The organism is Sphingomonas sp. PL20, assembly GCF_017875905.1.
Classification (GTDB): Bacteria; Pseudomonadota; Alphaproteobacteria; order Sphingomonadales; family Sphingomonadaceae; genus Sphingomonas; species Sphingomonas echinoides.
This window is the reverse complement of sequence record NZ_JAGINH010000002.1, coordinates 3,276,805-3,290,880: the sequence shown is the minus strand read 5'-3', so window position 1 is coordinate 3,290,880 and position 14,076 is coordinate 3,276,805. Positions and strand designations below refer to the sequence as shown.

Annotated in this window: 16 protein-coding genes; 6 read left to right on the top strand and 10 right to left on the bottom strand. The window is 66.0% G+C overall.

Annotated elements, in window-relative coordinates; translation table 11 throughout:
• Window positions 1-16: 16 nt before the first annotated feature.
• The 3 genes from H4W01_RS15440 to H4W01_RS15430 are packed head-to-tail and all read left to right on the top strand — an operon-like array spanning window position 17 to window position 2,114.
• Window positions 17-922, top strand: a complete 906-nt coding sequence (locus tag H4W01_RS15440; protein WP_209612134.1) for a TPM domain-containing protein — start codon at window positions 17-19, stop codon at window positions 920-922.
• Window positions 922-1,605 carry a TPM domain-containing protein gene (locus H4W01_RS15435; protein WP_209612132.1) on the top strand — a complete coding sequence of 228 codons (684 nt, stop codon included), beginning with the start codon at window positions 922-924 and terminating at the stop codon, window positions 1,603-1,605. Before H4W01_RS15440 ends, H4W01_RS15435 begins: the two co-directional genes overlap by 1 nt.
• The gene (locus tag H4W01_RS15430) at window positions 1,602-2,114 is read left to right on the top strand and encodes an NUDIX hydrolase (RefSeq protein ID WP_209612130.1); all 513 of its coding nucleotides are present in this window, start codon (window positions 1,602-1,604) and stop codon (window positions 2,112-2,114) included. Before H4W01_RS15435 ends, H4W01_RS15430 begins: the two co-directional genes overlap by 4 nt.
• A gap of 27 nt (window positions 2,115-2,141) precedes the next feature.
• On the opposite strand, the gene H4W01_RS15425 is transcribed toward H4W01_RS15430, so the two are convergent.
• Window positions 2,142-2,423, bottom strand: a complete 282-nt coding sequence (locus H4W01_RS15425) for an ETC complex I subunit (RefSeq protein WP_010404729.1) — start codon at window positions 2,421-2,423, stop codon at window positions 2,142-2,144.
• 9 nt (window positions 2,424-2,432) lie between these two features.
• Window positions 2,433-4,967 (bottom strand): ATP-dependent helicase HrpB, encoded by a 2,535-nt coding sequence (gene hrpB, locus H4W01_RS15420; RefSeq protein WP_209612127.1) that lies wholly within the window; start codon window positions 4,965-4,967, stop codon window positions 2,433-2,435.
• 125 nt (window positions 4,968-5,092) lie between these two features.
• Between hrpB and H4W01_RS15415 the strand changes: the two genes are divergently transcribed.
• The gene (locus tag H4W01_RS15415) at window positions 5,093-6,055 is read left to right on the top strand and encodes a cation diffusion facilitator family transporter (protein ID WP_209612125.1); all 963 of its coding nucleotides are present in this window, start codon (window positions 5,093-5,095) and stop codon (window positions 6,053-6,055) included.
• A gap of 13 nt (window positions 6,056-6,068) precedes the next feature.
• Here the strand turns inward: H4W01_RS15415 and H4W01_RS15410 are convergent, their stop codons facing one another.
• Together H4W01_RS15410 and H4W01_RS15405 are read right to left on the bottom strand one after the other, a co-directional pair.
• A complete protein-coding gene (locus H4W01_RS15410) occupies window positions 6,069-6,257 on the bottom strand; it encodes a hypothetical protein (RefSeq protein ID WP_102650788.1) in 189 nt (62 codons plus the stop codon).
• A 99-nt stretch (window positions 6,258-6,356) separates the two neighbouring features.
• Window positions 6,357-7,373, bottom strand: coding sequence for a polyprenyl synthetase family protein (locus H4W01_RS15405; protein ID WP_209612123.1), 1,017 nt, complete (start codon window positions 7,371-7,373; stop codon window positions 6,357-6,359).
• A 104-nt stretch (window positions 7,374-7,477) separates the two neighbouring features.
• On the opposite strand from H4W01_RS15405, the gene H4W01_RS15400 reads away from it, so the two are divergent.
• The gene (locus tag H4W01_RS15400; RefSeq protein ID WP_209613393.1) at window positions 7,478-7,771 is read left to right on the top strand and encodes a chorismate mutase; all 294 of its coding nucleotides are present in this window, start codon (window positions 7,478-7,480) and stop codon (window positions 7,769-7,771) included.
• On the opposite strand, the gene H4W01_RS15395 is transcribed toward H4W01_RS15400, so the two are convergent.
• The 5 genes from H4W01_RS15395 to H4W01_RS15375 all read right to left on the bottom strand — a co-directional run bounded on the left by H4W01_RS15395 (window position 7,768) and on the right by H4W01_RS15375 (window position 12,544).
• On the bottom strand, window positions 7,768-8,985 hold the full coding sequence (locus tag H4W01_RS15395; RefSeq protein ID WP_209612121.1) for a histidine-type phosphatase: 1,218 nt from the start codon (window positions 8,983-8,985) through the stop codon (window positions 7,768-7,770). The two genes, H4W01_RS15400 and H4W01_RS15395, sit on opposite strands and share 4 nt — an antisense overlap.
• Window positions 8,986-9,063: 78 nt before the next feature.
• The gene (locus H4W01_RS15390) at window positions 9,064-10,365 is read right to left on the bottom strand and encodes a sensor histidine kinase (protein ID WP_334685297.1); all 1,302 of its coding nucleotides are present in this window, start codon (window positions 10,363-10,365) and stop codon (window positions 9,064-9,066) included.
• A gap of 331 nt (window positions 10,366-10,696) precedes the next feature.
• Window positions 10,697-11,119, bottom strand: a complete 423-nt coding sequence (locus tag H4W01_RS15385; protein WP_209612116.1) for a flagellar protein FlgN — start codon at window positions 11,117-11,119, stop codon at window positions 10,697-10,699.
• Window positions 11,109-11,411: a rod-binding protein gene (locus tag H4W01_RS15380; protein WP_209612114.1), complete on the bottom strand. Its 303-nt coding sequence runs from the start codon at window positions 11,409-11,411 to the stop codon at window positions 11,109-11,111. Before H4W01_RS15380 ends, H4W01_RS15385 begins: the two co-directional genes overlap by 11 nt.
• Complete coding sequence (locus H4W01_RS15375) at window positions 11,408-12,544, bottom strand: flagellar basal body P-ring protein FlgI (protein ID WP_010404699.1); 1,137 nt, start codon at window positions 12,542-12,544, stop codon at window positions 11,408-11,410. The genes H4W01_RS15380 and H4W01_RS15375 overlap by 4 nt, the downstream gene beginning before the upstream one ends.
• A 53-nt stretch (window positions 12,545-12,597) precedes the next feature.
• Here H4W01_RS15375 and H4W01_RS15370 point away from each other — a divergent pair, with 53 nt between their 5' ends.
• Complete coding sequence (locus H4W01_RS15370) at window positions 12,598-13,014, top strand: flagellar assembly protein FliX (RefSeq protein ID WP_209612112.1); 417 nt, start codon at window positions 12,598-12,600, stop codon at window positions 13,012-13,014.
• 3 nt (window positions 13,015-13,017) lie between these two features.
• Here the strand turns inward: H4W01_RS15370 and flhB are convergent, their stop codons facing one another.
• Entirely contained in the window at window positions 13,018-14,076 is a 1,059-nt protein-coding gene (flhB, locus tag H4W01_RS15365) for a flagellar biosynthesis protein FlhB (protein WP_209612110.1), read from the bottom strand.

Sequence of the window (14,076 nt, the reverse complement as noted above, 5' to 3'; positions counted from 1 at the left end):
CCGGGCCGGAGGCCCAATGCCGATGCGCCTGATTCAGGCAATGCTAGTGACGTTGGTTGCGCTGCTGCTGGGGGTTACCCCGGCGGCAGCGCAGACCTATCCCAAATTCACCGGGCTGGTGGTGGACGCTGCCAACGTCCTGCCGCCCGCGACCAAGGCCGATCTGACGGCCAAATTGGAAGCGCTGCAGAAGGACACCAAGCGGCAATTGGTGGTCGCGACGATCCCGGACCTGCAGGGGCAGGAGATCGTAGAATATGGCGTCGGGCTTGGGCGGGCGTGGGGCGTTGGCCTCAAGGGTGCCAATAACGGCGCGATCCTGTTCATCGCGCCTAATGCGCCGAAGGGGCACCGTGGGCCACGGCTGGTAGTGGGATACAGCCTCGAGCCGATCCTCACAGATGCGTTCGCGGGCACGATGATCCGCGAGAAGATGATGCCAAAGCTGACGCAATCCGGCGACATTGCCGGGGCGATGGAAGCGGGCACCGACGCGGTGATTGCACAGCTGCGCGCCTCACCCGAAGAGGCCCAGGCGGCTGTCGACGCGGCGGCGGCGAAGTTCGACAAGGTGCATCAGCGCAGCCGCGCAGGCAGTGGCGGCGGGATTCCGTTTGGCGTGATCATGATCCTGTTTGTGATCGGTTTCATCGTGCTGTCGAGTTTGCGGCGCGGTCGGCGCGGCCAGGACTATCGTAGCGGCGTGGCTCCGGCGGTGCTGTGGGGCTCGGGGCTTGGCAGCGGATGGGGCAGCGGTTGGGGCGGCGGCTGGGGTGGTGGCTCCGGCGGTGGTTTTGGCGGCTTTGGCGGCGGCGGTGGATCGAGTGGCGGTGGCGGCTCGGACGGAAGCTGGGGCGGCGGCGGCTTTACCGGCGGCGGCGGCGGTGATTTCGGCGGCGGTGGCGCTTCGGGGGATTGGTGATGGCGGGAACGGCACGGCTGACGCGCGACGACCATGCGCAGGTGCTGGCCGCGGTGGCGCGCGCCGAAGCGGGCACCGATGGCGAAATCGTCACGATCGTGACCGAGCGTTCGGACAGTTATCATGACGCCGCGCTGCACTATGCGATCGCGGCGATGCTGATCGTGCTCGCGCTTGCGGCGATCAACCCGCTCGCGATCGAGACATGGCTGAGCGGCTTCACCGCCGGGTGGGACGATGCGCCCGATCCGCGCTTGCTGTTGGGGGTGATCTTGGCGGCGCAGGCGTTGGTCTTCCTGATCGTGCGCTTTGCGCTCGCCTATATGCCACTGCGGATGGCGCTGGTGCCCAAGGCGACGCGCGCGCGGCGGGTGCGGCGGCGCGCGATCCAATATTTCAAGGTCGGCGCCGAACGCCGCACCACGGCGCGCGTCGGCATCCTGCTCTATCTCTCGCGCGATGAGCGCATGGCCGAGATCGTCGCCGACGAAGCGATCCACCGCGCCGTCCCCGCCGAGCGCTGGGGCGAAGCGATGGCGGCGTTGGTCGCCGAAACGCGCAACGGCAAGCCCGGTGCGGGCATGGCGGCGGCGGTTGAGCGGATCGGCGCGATGCTCTCGGAAACCTTCCCCAAAACGGCGGACGACCGCAACGAACTCCCGGACAGGCTGATCGAATTATGAGTGCTGAGGTCGTTTGGGAAGGCAAGTACATCAAGGCGGTTAAGGACGGCACCTGGGAATATGTGTCGCGCGCGCGCGGCATTCAGGCGGCGGTGATCCTGGCGGTCGAGGACGGGCATGTCCTGCTGGTCGAGCAATATCGCGTGCCGCTCGGGCGGCGCTGCCTGGAATTGCCGGCGGGGCTGGTCGGTGACGAGGAGGCAAGCGAGAGCGTCGAAGCCTCCGCGGCGCGCGAACTTGAGGAAGAGACCGGCTATCGGCCTGCCAAGATCGAGCAACTGGGCCTTTTCCACTCCTCGCCCGGCATGGTGTCCGAAGGATTCACGCTGGTGCGCGCGACCGGGTTGGAGCGTGTTGCCGATGGCGGCGGGATCGACGGCGAGAATATCACCGTGCTGCGCGTGCCGGTCGCGGAGATTGCGAGCGTGGTCGCCGCCAAGCGCGCCGAGGGCGTGGCGATCGACGTGAAGATGTTGCTGCTGCTGGGCGCGGGGATGCTGGCGGGCTAGCCGCCGCACCCTGCCGCGCCGCAGCGCTTAACGGAAGTTGTCGGCGTAGCTTTGCAGCTTCAGCGTGCGTTCCGGTGCAGGAAGCACGGTGAAGGCCAGCCCTTCGCGCTCGGCATAAGCGATCGCCGCTTCCTGCGTCGGGAAGGTGAGGCGGAGCTGGTCGCGCGTGTCGCCCGAGCCGGCCCAGCCGGTGAGCGGGTCGGGCTGCTTGGCCTCGGCGGGGGCGAAGTCCAGCATCCAGATGCTGGTGCGTGCGCGGCCCGAGGACATGGAATTCTTCGGGCGCTGATAGATTCGGGCGATCGACATGGCGCCTCCTTACCGTGCTTCTTTCGCGCGCGCATCTGCGTTTTTCGTGCGCAGCGTCGCATTGGCCGATGCGGGGTCATCGGGCCAGGGATGGCGCGGATAGCGGCCGCGCATTTCCTTCGCCACGGCGGCCCAACTCCCGGCCCAGAAGCCCGGCAAATCGCGCGTCGTCTGGATCGGGCGACCGGCGGGGGAGGTCAGGCTGAGCACCAGCGGCACGCGCCCGCCCGCGATCATCGGGTGCGTGGCGAGACCGAACAGCGCCTGCGGGCGCAAGTCGACGCGCGGGCCGCCCTCGGCGTCATAATCGATCGGGTGGTTGCTTCCCGCAGGGCTGGTGAAATGGGTGGGGGCGAGGCGGTCGATCGTCTTGAGCGCGTCCCAGCCGATCAGCGTGCGGAGTGCATCGGTCAGCGCGCCCGAGTCGATCGTATCGAGTCTGCGTTTGCCGACGAGCAAGGGGGCGAGCCATTCGTCGGCGCGGGCGAGCAGGGCGGCGTCGTCGAGCGCGAGCTCCGCGCCGCCATGGTCCTGCGCGAAGGCTGCGCGGTGGCGCAGCGCGCGCGCCGCGTCGCTCCACGGCAATTGCGCGAGGCCGTGGGCGTGAACGCCCGCCAGCAAGGCGGCGGCGATCGCGTCTGGATCGGCTTGCGCATCGGGGCCGCTCGAGAGCCGCAGCGCGCCGAGGCGACGCTCGCGCGTGGTTTGGACGCCGCCGGTGGCGGGGTCGAAGGTGACGGTGCGGTGGGTCGCGATCGACTCGCCGAACAGCGCCTCGATCGTGGCCAGGTCGATCGCGGCGGCGGAGAGGATGCGCGCGCCCGAGGCCATGCCTTGCGTTTCGGCCACCGCCAGCCATTCCTCGCGGGCGAGCGCGCTGGTTGGATCGAGCTTGAAGCCGCGCCCGCCGACCGAGGCCCAGGCCTCGCCCGAGCCGTCGCGACGGCGCGCGATGCGATCGGGGAAAGCGAGCGCGATGGCGGTGGCTTCGCCTCCCCTCCCGCTTGCGGGAGGGGGCGGGGGAGGGGATGCGGGGTGCGCGGCGGGGGTTTTGTTCCCTCCCCCAGCCCCTCCCACAAGCGGGAGGGGAGCGAGATTCGTCCACCGCCTCGACAGTTTGCGCCCGGCTTCGGCACGCGCGCCGCGTTCGGTGCGCCAGCGGCGGCGGCGGGATTCGAGATCGACATCGTTGCCGCCCAGCCCGCGTTCGCCGAGCAGCACGGCGATTTCCGCTGCGACCTCCGCCAGCCCGAGTTCGCCCGCGCGCACCAGCATATGGCCGAGGCGCGGGGGCAGCGGCAGGCGGGCGATGGCGTGGCCGTGCGGCGTCGGGCGGCCATCGGCGTCGAGTGCTTCGAGCGTGCGCAAGCGCGTGCGGGCTTCCTGCACGGCGGCTTCTGGCGGGGGATCGAGCCAGCGCAGCGCGCGCGGGTCGGCGACGCCCCATAAGGCGCAGTCGAGCGTCAGCGCCGATAGATCGGCCTCCAGAATCTCGGGCGGATCGAAGCGCGGCAGGCCAGCGGTCGCCGCCTCCTCCCACAGGCGATACGCGATGCCGGGCTGCTGGCGCGCGGCGCGGCCGGCACGCTGCGTGACGGCGGCCTGGCTGGCGCGTTCGGTCACCAGCCGCGTCATCCCCGCCGCGCGATCATAACGCGGGCGGCGCGCGAGGCCGGAATCGACCACGACCGAAATGCCGTCGAGCGTCAGGCTGGTCTCGGCGATCGATGTCGCCAGCACGACCTTGCGCCGCTTTTGCGGGTCGGGCGCGATCGCGGCGCGCTGTGCGGCGGGATCGAGGCTGCCGTGGAGGCGGTGGAGCAGAATATCGGGGCCGAGCCCCTCCAGCCGCTCGGCGGTGCGCTCGATCTCGGCGACGCCGGGCAGGAAGGCGAGGATCCCGCCGGTCTCCTCGCGCAGTGCCAGCCGGATCGCGGCGGCGACTGAATCCTCGATCCGCGCCTCGGCGGCGCGACCGAGGTGGCGCAGCGTTAGAGGGTGCATCCGCCCGGCGCTTTCGAGGATGGGGGCGCCCTCCATCAGGCCGGAAAAGCGTGCGCCGTCGAGCGTTGCCGACATTGCCACCAGCCTGAGATCGGGCCGTAAAGCGCTTTGCGCATCCAGCGCGAGCGCCAGGCCGAAATCGCTGTCGAGGCTGCGTTCATGGACTTCGTCGAACAGCACCGCAGAGACCCCGGCGAGTTCGGGATCGTTCTGGATGCGCGCGACGAAGATGCCCTCGGTCACCACCGTCACCCGCGTTGCCGTCGAGCGCTTTGTATCCATCCGCGTGGCATAGCCGAAGGTCTGGCCGACATTTTCCCCGGCAGTGGCGGCCATCCGCTCGGCGGCGGCGCGCGCGGCGAGGCGGCGGGGGGAGAGCAGCAGGATTTCGCCGCTGCACCATGGCTCGTCCAGCAAGGCGGGCGCGACGGCGGTGGTCTTGCCCGCCCCAGGCGGCGCGACCAGCACGGCGTTGGACGCAGCGCGCAGGTGGCGGAGCAGGTCGGGCAGCACGGCATGGATGGGGAGGGTGGAGGTCACGCCTCGTTCCTACCGCTTCGCACCGGTTTTGGAACCACCGCGGTGTGACGCAATTGTCATGTGCGGCGTGCTAGTATCTCACGGAATTGAAATGCTAGGCCCGCGCCAGGACATTGGAGACCGATATGGCGGGGCATGGCCATTCCCACGGGCACGACGATCATCACGGGCATGCGCACGGCCACGGGCATGGGCACTCGCATAGCCATGCGCCGGTGGCAGGGCATGACCGCGCGTTTGCGATCGGCATTGGGCTGAACCTTGCTTTTGTCGTTGGCGAGGCCGTGTTCGGTCTGATCGCGGGCTCGGTCGCGCTGCTCGCGGATGCGGGCCACAATCTCTCCGACGTGCTCGGGCTGTGCGCGGCGTGGGCGGCGATCGCGCTGGGGCGGCGGGCGGCGTCGAAGCGCTTCACATATGGCCTGAAGGGCTCGACGATCCTGGCGGCGTTGCTCAACGCTTTGCTCTTGCTGGTCGCGCTCGGCGCGATCCTGCTCGAGGCGGTGCAGCGGTTGGCGACGCCCGCGCCAGTGGACGGGCCGACGGTGGCGTGGGTCGCGGGTGCGGGAATCCTGGTCAATGGCTTCACCGCCTTGCTGTTCCTGCGCGGGCGCGAGGGCGACATCAATATTCGCGGTGCCTATCTCCACATGGCGAGCGACGCGATGGTGTCGGCGGGGGTGGTCGTGTCGGGGCTGGTGATCTGGTGGACCGGCCTGACCTGGATCGATCCGATCGTCAGCATCGTCATCGCGGTGCTGATCTTCCTGCAGACCTGGGGCTTGCTGCGCGAATCGGTTGAGATGGCGCTGGCGGCGGTGCCGCGCAGCATCGATTCGGACAAGGTGTGGGAGGCGCTGCGCGCGCTGCCGGGCGTCGCGCGCGTCCACCATGTCCATATCTGGCCAATGAGCACGACCGAGACCGTGCTGACTGCGCATCTGGTGGTTCCGGCGGGGCATCCGGGCGACGCCTTCCTGGATACAACGCGCGCGATGTTGAAGGAGCGCTTCGGCATCGGCCATGCGACGCTGCAGGTTGAACTGTCCGGTGCCGAGGCAGGCGATGCCGAGGCGCGCGGCTGCTAAGGGTTGCCGTCGTTCAGTGGCGCAAAGCGGCGATGATCGCGTCGAACAGCGTTACTCCCGCCAGCGGGCCAACCAACAGCATCACCAGGTTGAAACCGATGATCCATGCCGCGATGCTTTCTCGGCGCGGGTTTGGCAGCGGCTTGGGCTCGGCTTCCCAGCGTTCCGGCGGCGGCCAGCCATTTTGGAAATCGACGAACATCTCCGGCGCTCCTGCTGTCAGGTGCTGAAGGTATCGAAAGTCATGCGCCGTGACAAAGGAAGATCGGCGACACAGGAGCCGAAGCGGCACCGATGAGCGTCAATAAGCGCGCGCGATCGCGAATTCGACGGCTTCGACCATCGCATCCTTGGCCTTGCCATTGGCGAAGATGCCAAGCGCGTCGATTGCGCGTTGGCCGTAATGGCGCGCGCGCGCCAGCGTATCGTCGACGGCATGGGTCGAGCGCACCAGTTCGATCGCCCGCGCAAAATCCTCATCGCGATTGCGATGGCCCTCGATCGCGGCTTTCCAGAAGGCGCGATCCGCCGCGTCACCGCGCGCATAAGCGAGGATGACGGGGAGCGTTGCCTTGCCCTCGCGGAAATCATCGCCGGCGTCCTTGCCCATCGTGCCCGCGTCGGACACGTAATCGATCGCGTCGTCGACCAATTGGAAGGCGATGCCGAGATTGCGGCCATATGCGTCGAGCGCGAGTTCTTCCGCCTCGGGGCGCTCCGCGACCACAGCGGCTACACGGCAAGCCGCCGCAAACAGCGCGGCCGTCTTGGCCCCGATGATGTCGAGATAGCGTTCTTCCGGGATGTCGATGCGGCGCGCGGCGGTCAACTGGTTGACTTCGCCTTCGGCGATGATAGCGCTCGCGCCCGCCAGAATCGACAGCACCTTGAGCGAGCCGTCTTCGACCATCAGTTCGAACGAGCGGCTGAACAGGAAATCGCCGACCAGCACGCTGGCCGGGTTGCCCCAGATGAGATTGGCGGTACGCTTGCCCCGGCGCAGATCCGACCCGTCAACCACATCGTCGTGCAGCAGCGTGGCGGTGTGGATGAATTCGACGGCGGCGGCCAGCCGGTGGTGGCGAGACCCCAGATAGCCCAGCAAACGTGCGCTGGCGAGCGTCAGCATCGGGCGCATCCGCTTGCCACCGCCCGCGATCAGATGCCCCGCAAGTTCCGGGATCAGAGGAATTTCGGACTGCATCCGCGACAGGATGACCGCGTTGACCAAATTCAGGTCACCCGCGACGAGTTGCACCATGGGCTCCAGCGAGGGCTGGGCACGCGAAGGATCAATGCGGAGAATGGTGGCGCTCATCTGCGCTGCGATGTGGCGGCGTGGCGCGCTAAAGGCAAGTCTTTCTCGGGTTGCGCCGGGCCGTCAGCGCACGCAAAAGAGCGTCGACGGCTGATGAGGAGTGGATGGTGACCGACGAAACGCTGAACGGATACCGCCAGAGCATCGACAATATCGATGCCGCGCTCGTCTTTCTGCTCGCCGAACGTTTCAAGACAACACAGGCGGTCGGCCGCTATAAAGCGCAAGCGGGCCTGCCTCCGGCCGATCCCGGCCGTGAGGAAGCGCAGATCGCGCGGTTGCGGGGCCTTGCCCATGATGCAAATCTCGACCCCGATTTCAGCGAGAAGTTTTTGCGCTTTATCATTGACGAAGTCATTCGTCATCATGAGCGCGTCCGCGTTACCGACGCACGTTAACCACGAAGTTTCGCCAGAAAATCCGATAGCGTGCACAGTCCATCGACGCCGCGCGCCTTGCACCCCGCGATCGGCAGCACCTTGCGGTACGGCGTCTTGGCGGTCGCCGCGCGCAATTCGGTCAGCGATTGGGCGCGGTAAACCGCGCGGACATAGTGGTTGCCCTTGCTGTCGCTCAGCCGTTCCAGCTGGATGGCCCCACCTGGCACGGGATCATCCGCGGCAATGCCTGGGACGCGCCAGTGCAGACCCAGAACCCCCGCCAGATTGGCGACGTTGGTGTCGTGGCCGGCAATCATCGCCACTTTCGCGGCCGTTGGGCTGTCATCGCTCAACCAGTTCGCGATTCGCGGCGAAAGACCAGCCAGATTCTGTGCCGCAATATAGGGTGGTCGCGCCAACAGGCGAAATTCGAGCGCGTGGAACGCGCCAAAGGCGGTGATATCGGCGGCTTTGACGCGACCCCAACCGACATCCGCCGTCGGTTTGCCCTCGGCATATTCCAGCAGCAGGATCTGCGCGGCGGTCGAGGCGCGGTCGAGCGCGCCGCTCAGCTTGGGTCGCGACGTTGCCGTAGCGGGGACGACGCTGGTCGCCTCACGTGCGACTCCACAGGGTGCGGCTGCCGATCCGCATAACACCCGATCGAGCCGGGTCAGCAGCGGTTTCATCGTGCGTTCGAGCGCGGCGATGCCGCCCGGTCCGATCTCCGCATCAACCGCAGCGGCGGCGCGCTTCGGGTCAAGCGGCGCATGGCCGTCGTCAATCTGGTTGAACAGCGGGTCGGGCTCGTCTTGCGGACGATGGTCGATGGTCAGCGTGCAACCGGGAGCGAGGCCCTTGGCATAATGCGCTGCGGTGGCGATGGTGCGTTGGTCGCTATCGGCGAGCAGCGCGATCCGGGTGGGGCAATCGGTCGATGGCAGCAGCCCCGCTTTGACGAAACCGATCCGGTCAAAATCGGCCACCGCCACGATTGCGTTCGCGCCATGCTCGGTCAGCCACCCCGGCTTGACGCTCCAGCTTGGCCACGCAGCACTTGCCGTGCCGATCGGCATCGGCTGGGCTTTGGTGGGCGGGCGGATGCCGTGGCGCATCATCAGGACGACGCGATCGACCTGTAAGGGTGCCGCGGGTGTTTCAGCCGTCAGCGGGCCACTGGCCAGCAGTGCGGCCAGTGCCGCCAGCGTTCGTCCGGTTCCTGAAATGCGCATGCGACCATCTCCTTCGGGCGCTATGCCGCACAATTATGACAGCATGGCAATCCCTGAAGGTCGGGGCTCGCGGTGCTTTTAAGCGCCCGGCAGCGTAAAGTAGACCGCCGCGCCGCCTCGGGCGGTGTTTTCGGCGCGGATGACGCCATTGTGCGCGGCGACGATCGATCGGCATACCGACAAGCCAATACCGAGTCCCCCCGTGGTCGAAGTCGCCCGCTGGTGGAAACGCGCACTATCGGCTTCCGGATCGAAGCCAGGGCCATTGTCGATCACGCCGATCTCGACCGTGCCATCCTGCGTCCGCCGGCAGGAAACGGTGATGGTCGGGTTTGCGGTGCCGCGCAACGCGGTCGCGGCATTACGCAGCAAATTGGTCAGCACCTGCGTGATCTGGACGCTGTCTGCGACAAGAGCGGTCACACTTGGGTCAATGTCATAGATCATCGCCGGTACAGGGCCATGATGGTCCGCTAGCGCGAGTTCGAGCGAATCCGACAGCACCTCACAAAGATTGGTGTGATCGTTGATCACCGTTCCGGTTTCGATCAAGTGTCGTGCTTTGGCGATGATCTGCGCTGATCGGGTGATCTGGGTCCGGGCCTGAACGAGGCGCCGCAGGATATCGGCATCCCCCAGCCCGCCGAGCGCCATTTCGGCCGAGGCGATATAATTTGCAGCAGCGGTGAGCGGCTGCGTCATTTCATGGGCAAGCGTTGCAGCGACCGCCGATGTATCTGACAATCTCGATAAAGTTTCGATGCGATCGACGAGCCGCGCTTGCTCGATCGCAAGCGCATCGCGGGCATAGGTGGTCTCGCGCAGCGTTCGTTCGGTCTGCAGACGGTTCTTCGCGATCGCAACGAAGCTGCAGATGGCGCGCAGGAATTGGACTTCGGCGCGACTGAACGGCATCGTCGCTTTGCGACCGAAGCCGAGTGTGCCGAGCAAGGTGTCGCCCTGCATCAGCGGCGTTCCAACATAGGCCGCCAGGCCGATTGCCCGGGCGTAAGCGAGCCGGGCGTCTTTGGAGCCCCGAACGCGATTGAAAATATGCGGCGCGCGATCCGCCGCCACCAGCCCGCACGGGCCTTGCCCAAGCACGAGATGCGACGCCGCGCCGCTTTGCGTCGGGGTCAGGCCGCCATGTTCTTCAAGGAAGAGGCTGTTGGTCCCGTCGTAACGATAGCAGAAATACACACTCAGGTTCAGTTTGACCCGGACCGATTCAAAAAGGGCGTTGAGCATCGACGCAGTATCGGAGGCGCACAGAATTTGTGCTGCGCAATCCGCCAAGAGTCCCAGATACGGACTAACGCCATCATCATTCGAAGGAATGATACCGTTGTCATAAATCCGTAAGGCGTTGCTCGATCGCATCGATATTTCCTTTCTGCGATCTCGGATGCCACGGTTTTATAAGAATAAAAAGGCAATGAATGGCCTCTCGGCATCGTCTTATAGTATGAAAATGGGCCGAATTGGCCAGATTTTTAGCCGCCAGCGAGTGTCGATGTCGCTTTCATCCCATTTCGGGTGCCATGCGCGCGGCGAAAACAGCCCCGCAAACGTTTGCGTATGACCCCGCAGACGAGTCGATTTTGGCCCGCCGCGACCGCTCTCGGTCCCGGAAGGGACACCTTGATGAAATCGATGCGCGGCTCTCAAGCACGATGCGCCGATCGTCAGGCGCTCGCTAAAAGCGACGCGGCTAGAGGCGCGCGTTGATCGAGATCGGGGCGGGCAAATCGATCCGCATCATGTCGCCAGACGCCCCATAGGTAGAACTGCGCTTGCCGGTGACGCGCTGCGCTTCGGCTGCGATCGCGCGCATCAAGTCGCTCGAAAACGCGATTTGCCGTTCCAGGATCTGCGCATTGACGATCGAGGCATCGCGCAAATGTCCAAAGACCAGTGCCATCTCGGCACGCTGTTCCTCGGACAGCGTATCGGCCCAGTCAGGGGCCTCGCGTTCGCGCTTGGTCACCTCGGCCTCAATTTGTCCCGCCAGGCGCAATTTCGCAGCAACGAGTTCGGCCAGGCCCTGCGCATGGCCGTTCCGTGTCAGCGCCTCGCTCTCCTGCTCCATCAAATGCGAGAGCGACGTCGCGAGATCGATCAATTCATCGTCCATTGTCAGCATTTTCCTGCATTTTTAGGATCTGCGCGAGCACCGCCGGGGCCAGGCCGATCCCACCCTTTTGGGCGACCGCCGTCCCGAGCTTTTCGGCGAGAACGCCGCGAAACATCTCTTCGCCATGCCCGCCGGAAAACTCCCCGGTCTGCACGCTTTCGAACATCAACTGCGTCATCTGCCCGAGGAACACTGCCTCAAAGGATTGCGCGGTCGCCTTTTGTGCGGGCGTCGCGGTTTTCGCAGGTGCCGCGCCGACGGTAGCGGCAGCGGGCGGAGCTTCCATTGTCATTGGACCTCGATGTCGGCCTGGAGCGCGCCTGCACTCTTCACCGCCTGCAATATGGTGATCAGGTCGCGGGGTGAGACGCCCAGAGCGTTCAACCCGCTGACCAGGGTCTTGAGCGATGCGCCGCCGCCGATCAGCGCCAGATGGGCGTCGCCACCGTCGTTGACCGACACTTGCGTGCGCGGGACGACGGTCGTCTGGCCGCTGGAGAGCGGGCCTGGCTGCGACACTTGCGGCGTTTCGGTGACGCTGATGGTCAGCCCGCCCTGTGCGACGGCGACCGAACTGATCCGGACGTCCGCGCCCATCACGACGGTGCCCGACGCTTCGTTGATGACGATGCGCGCTGGCTGATCGACATCGACGTCGATCGTCTCGATCTGCGTCATCAGATCGACGACCGAACCCTGAAAGCCCCCGCGCGGCGCGATTTCGACGGTGGCGGGGTCGAGCATCTCGGCTGTCCCCGAGAAACGGCCGTTGATGGCCGTCACGATGCGCTGTGCCGTTGTAAAGTCGGGGTTTTTCAGCGCGAGCTTCAGACTGGTCGCGGTGCGCAGCGCAAACGGCACCTCGCGCTCGACGATCGCGCCACCGGCGATCCGCGCCGAGGTGGAAACGCCGCGGCTGATGCTGGCGGCGGCCCCTTGCGCCTTGAAGCCCGACACCGCCACCGGGCCCTGTGCCACGGCGTAGATTTCCCCATCAAGCGCGCGCAGCGACGAGGCGATCAGCGTGCCGCCTTGCAGGCTGGAAGCATCGCCAAGCGCGGCGACTTGCACGTCGATGCTGGAGCCGGTGCGCGAAAAGGGGGGCATCGATGCGGTGATCGACACGGCTGCCACATTCTGCGTCTTCATGTCAGATCCGCGGATGTTGACGCCCATGCGTTCGAGCATCGCCTGCATCGATTCCTCGGTGAAGGGCGAGTTGCGCATCCGGTCGCCCGTGCCGGCCAGGCCCACCACCAGGCCATATCCGACCAATTGGTTGGGCCGGACATTCTCGACATTGACGATATCTTTGATCCGCGTGCGCGCGACGCCGGGCGACACGCACCCGAGCAGAACCGCAAGCGTCGCGGAGGCGCGCAGCGCATGTCGGATAAAGCGGCGAATTCGTGGAAAAGATCTCATGAATCTCTTATAGGATAGGTATGGCCGATGGCGGTCTGGAGGTGTAAGTTTCGGTGCGGATCGATGCCCTGACAGTGCCGGTGACACGGACCCTGCTCTTGGGGGCGCTGCCAAAGGTGGCGGCACAGTTTTCTGCGCAGGATTTGCATCCCCATACCGTGCCGACCCAAACCCCGGCACCGACCGCGCCCGCAATGCCGAGCGTCGAAATGCTCGTCACGCTGGCGATGAGCGAAGCGCCGGTCGACCGCCGCCGCCGGATCGCCCGCGATGCGAGCCGTGGCCTCGACATGCTCGAGCGGTTGCACCAGGAATTGCTGGTCGGCGTTCCGGCACCGGCGCGGTTGCGCGAGATCGTTGAGTGGGCGCAGACGGCCGAGCACCCCGAGGACCCGGTGCTGGCGCAAATCTTCCACGACATCGACGTGCGCGTCCGCGTGGAACTGGCAAAGCACGACATCGAAGTATAGCGGTTAGCGTCCGCGCGCGAGCCGCAGGACGTAGCTGATGATTTCCGCGACCGCGGCATAATGTTCGGTCGGGATCGGGCGTTCCAGCTCGGCACTGGCATAAAGTGCGCGTGCAAGCGGCACATTCTCGACGATCGGCACGCCGTGTGCGGTCGCGACTTCACGGATCTTCAACGCGATCGCATCGACGCCCTTGGCGACGACGATCGGTGCGGCCATCGCCCCGTGATCATATTTGAGCGCGACCGCATAATGGGTCGGGTTGGTCACGATCACGCTGGCTTCGGGGACAGCCGACATCATCCGGCTGCGCGCGCGCTGCATTTGCATCTGGCGGATCTTGCTCTTGATCAGCGGGTCGCCATCCTGTTCCTTATGCTCGTCCTTAATTTCCTGCAGCGACATCTTCATGCGGTTGGTGAAGGACCAGCGCTGATAGACGAAATCGAAAATGGCGAGCGCGGCGACCAGGATCGCCACCGCCTTGATCATGGCGAGCACGACGCCGAGCGTTGCTGCAGTGATCGCGGCGGGATCGGCACCGACCAACTGGTCCAGGCCGACAATCTTGGGCCATATGACATTGGTGGCGATCACGATGACGCCGGTCATCTTGGCGAGCGTCTTGCCGAATTCGATCAGCGCGCGCGGGCCGAACATTCGGCCAAGGCCCGAAAACGGGTTGAGCTTGGACCATTGCGGCTTGAGCCGGGCGAGCGCGAAGCTTGGTCGGCCCTGCAACACGCCGCCCAGCAGCGCGAACACGAACAGCACGCCCAGCAGGGGGGCGACCGCTATGCCGACCGCACCGAGAAACCCGATCGCGAAATTCTCGGCCCCTTGGGCGTTGAACAGATAATCGTCCGCGCCGCCCCATAACCGCACAAAGATGACGCCGAGCTGCTGCACGGTATAGGTGCCCATGCCGCCGACCACGACGATGGCGGCCGCGAACATCGCGGCGTGCTTCATCTCGGGCGACGAGGGCATGTCCCCCTTGGCGCGCGCGTCGGCCAGCTTCTTTTCGGTGGGGTCGAAGGTTTTCTGGTCGTTGTCGGCCAC

Coding starts and splice junctions, on each gene's coding strand:
- H4W01_RS15405 (WP_209612123.1), bottom strand. CDS start 7,373: ATGAGCGCCACCATTCTCCGCATTGATCCTTCGCGTGCCCAGCCCTCG.
- H4W01_RS15425 (WP_010404729.1), bottom strand. CDS start 2,423: ATGTCGATCGCCCGAATCTATCAGCGCCCGAAGAATTCCATGTCCTCG.
- H4W01_RS15375 (WP_010404699.1), bottom strand. CDS start 12,544: ATGAGATCTTTTCCACGAATTCGCCGCTTTATCCGACATGCGCTGCGC.
- H4W01_RS15390 (WP_334685297.1), bottom strand. CDS start 10,365: ATGCGATCGAGCAACGCCTTACGGATTTATGACAACGGTATCATTCCT.
- H4W01_RS15395 (WP_209612121.1), bottom strand. CDS start 8,985: ATGCGCATTTCAGGAACCGGACGAACGCTGGCGGCACTGGCCGCACTG.
- H4W01_RS15415 (WP_209612125.1), top strand. CDS start 5,093: ATGGCGGGGCATGGCCATTCCCACGGGCACGACGATCATCACGGGCAT.
- H4W01_RS15400 (WP_209613393.1), top strand. CDS start 7,478: ATGGTGACCGACGAAACGCTGAACGGATACCGCCAGAGCATCGACAAT.
- H4W01_RS15440 (WP_209612134.1), top strand. CDS start 17: ATGCCGATGCGCCTGATTCAGGCAATGCTAGTGACGTTGGTTGCGCTG.
- H4W01_RS15380 (WP_209612114.1), bottom strand. CDS start 11,411: ATGACAATGGAAGCTCCGCCCGCTGCCGCTACCGTCGGCGCGGCACCT.
- H4W01_RS15410 (WP_102650788.1), bottom strand. CDS start 6,257: ATGTTCGTCGATTTCCAAAATGGCTGGCCGCCGCCGGAACGCTGGGAA.
- H4W01_RS15385 (WP_209612116.1), bottom strand. CDS start 11,119: ATGGACGATGAATTGATCGATCTCGCGACGTCGCTCTCGCATTTGATG.
- H4W01_RS15430 (WP_209612130.1), top strand. CDS start 1,602: ATGAGTGCTGAGGTCGTTTGGGAAGGCAAGTACATCAAGGCGGTTAAG.
- H4W01_RS15435 (WP_209612132.1), top strand. CDS start 922: ATGGCGGGAACGGCACGGCTGACGCGCGACGACCATGCGCAGGTGCTG.